This is a genomic window from Photobacterium damselae (assembly GCF_003026815.1).
GTDB lineage: Bacteria > Pseudomonadota > Gammaproteobacteria > Enterobacterales > Vibrionaceae > Photobacterium > Photobacterium damselae.
Window position 1 is genome coordinate 1 of sequence record NZ_PYOG01000087.1, and the last position, 1,876, is coordinate 1,876.

Consider the following 1,876-nt stretch of genomic DNA (forward strand, 5'->3'; position numbering starts at 1 on the left):
AAATGGTTTGTATCAATTTGAAATGAACCTAACAAAGCAATAGTGATCGCAGGTATGAGTATCCATTGCCAGAATTTGCTTTGTAACTTTATCAGTATTGGTGTTGTGTCTTGCGATGAAGATTGGCAACAACAGTTTTTTATTTCAACGAATTCATTGACATGTTGAACCCGTTTTAAGAAATGAACTCCATGAACTTTATAAATAACTAACCCTGATAATATTGCGACCACCGTACTTATCATGATTACGAATAACCCGACAGTAGGCTTGGTTGCTAATAAAAGAAAAGCGGCATCTCCCATTGTTGCTGTTAATACAGTTACCACTGCTACAAAAGGTAACTTACCATTCACGTATTGGGTCATCACGATAATAGCCCCTCCACAGCCAGGTAATGCCCCCATTAGAGCTGAAAAAACGATTTGTCCTGTCACTGAATGCTCTATTAGTTTGGTTATTTGGGATTCCCTATGTTTTAGTTTTGTTGAAATAAACTCATAGACAGCAAGTGTTGCTGCAACATAGGCGGCGACTTGCCAAAAACCGTCAGCCAGTACTTGAATGGTTAATTCTCGTAATGATGAAGTAGATATAAGTAATGCAAGAATAATGACTGGTAGAATTAAACGTTTATTTGTTAATTGCCAACTTTGTTGTTGCACTAATTTAGACAGCTTTTGTATTGATGTGTCCATTACATAATTTCCATAAAGAAAAGCTAAGTTTGTTTAAAGAATAAATGCAAATGATAACTATTATCAAATGGTTTGTGTAAATTTGCTTGAATAAATGGAAAGTGGATAGATGGTGATGTGACGTTGTAATAGCGGATTAAAGAAAATGATAAAATGTATACTATCATTTTGTCATTTTAGGGGGGCGAGGTCTAACGGAACGAAAGTGTACGGTAAGCCCTTATTTTTTCTGTATAAAATATTTTGATATATCATACAGTTAACCCCGTTAGCGTACAGAACCGTTCCGTTGGACTTCAAACCCCTATACTGACACTTCTCAGCATTAATATTAGAATGTATTTATTCAGGAAAACCGTACTTTGTAAAAAACAGTCTTTTGAGCACCAAATTCTCCCAAAATCAATACCCTTCTCTATAAGTTTCGTTTCGAAACTTTTTCGCACTAACTTTACTTAACGTGATCTTTTGGTGGTGATTTGAGATTGACTGGATGGGATGATAATAAATCACTTTAAAATTAGTAACTTAACATACATGGTCGTCCCAACTTGATGGTTAGGAATTTCAATTCCTAACCACTCTGACAGCAATACTTAAAAATCAATCAGTAACTATCTTTATTATGATTTAGCCTACTAAAATAGGCTGCTTTTGAGTATTTTCTATACTGTTTTTGGTGTTTTGCCTGATTTCAGGTAGATCTTCCCTAAAGACGGTAACGAAGTCGCCGTTTTTCCCGTATCGTTGCTTTTCTCAAAGCAACTAACTCATGCCCTTTCAGCCCCATATCCATCTTCACAAAGCACATGCGACCACCACATAGAATACATTTGTACGGGTCTATGCCTACCAGGTGATGCATCATTTGCGCGTAATTCAATGGTTTTGGCTCTACCAGTTCTTCCTGATCCAGTAGATCATAAACTAACGGTAATGCTTCTCCCCGTTTTCTGTTTGACAGAAAACCGTAATACCTGATGGCTCTAAAATTCTTTTCTGTGGGGATATGCAAGACTAACCGATCGATCATCTCTATTTGACTAAGGACCAATGTCTTATAGCAATTATCTCTATGATCTTTATAGACAAAGTGAACATCACCACCCTGGTAATGACGTAGGCGAGAAGCCGCTATTGGCGGCCGCTTAAAATAGCGGCCTAGGTATCTAACGGTT

2 protein-coding genes are annotated in these 1,876 nt (G+C 37.0%); both read right to left on the bottom strand.

Translation table 11 applies throughout. From position 1 onward, the window contains the following. Positions 1-698: putative manganese transporter (locus CTN07_RS22325; protein WP_249030823.1), on the bottom strand; the 698-nt coding region annotated here is incomplete at its 3' end. 709 nt (positions 699-1,407) lie between these two features. Beyond that, on the bottom strand, positions 1,408-1,876 hold a 469-nt coding region (locus CTN07_RS22330), incomplete at its 5' end, for a transposase (RefSeq protein WP_211315317.1).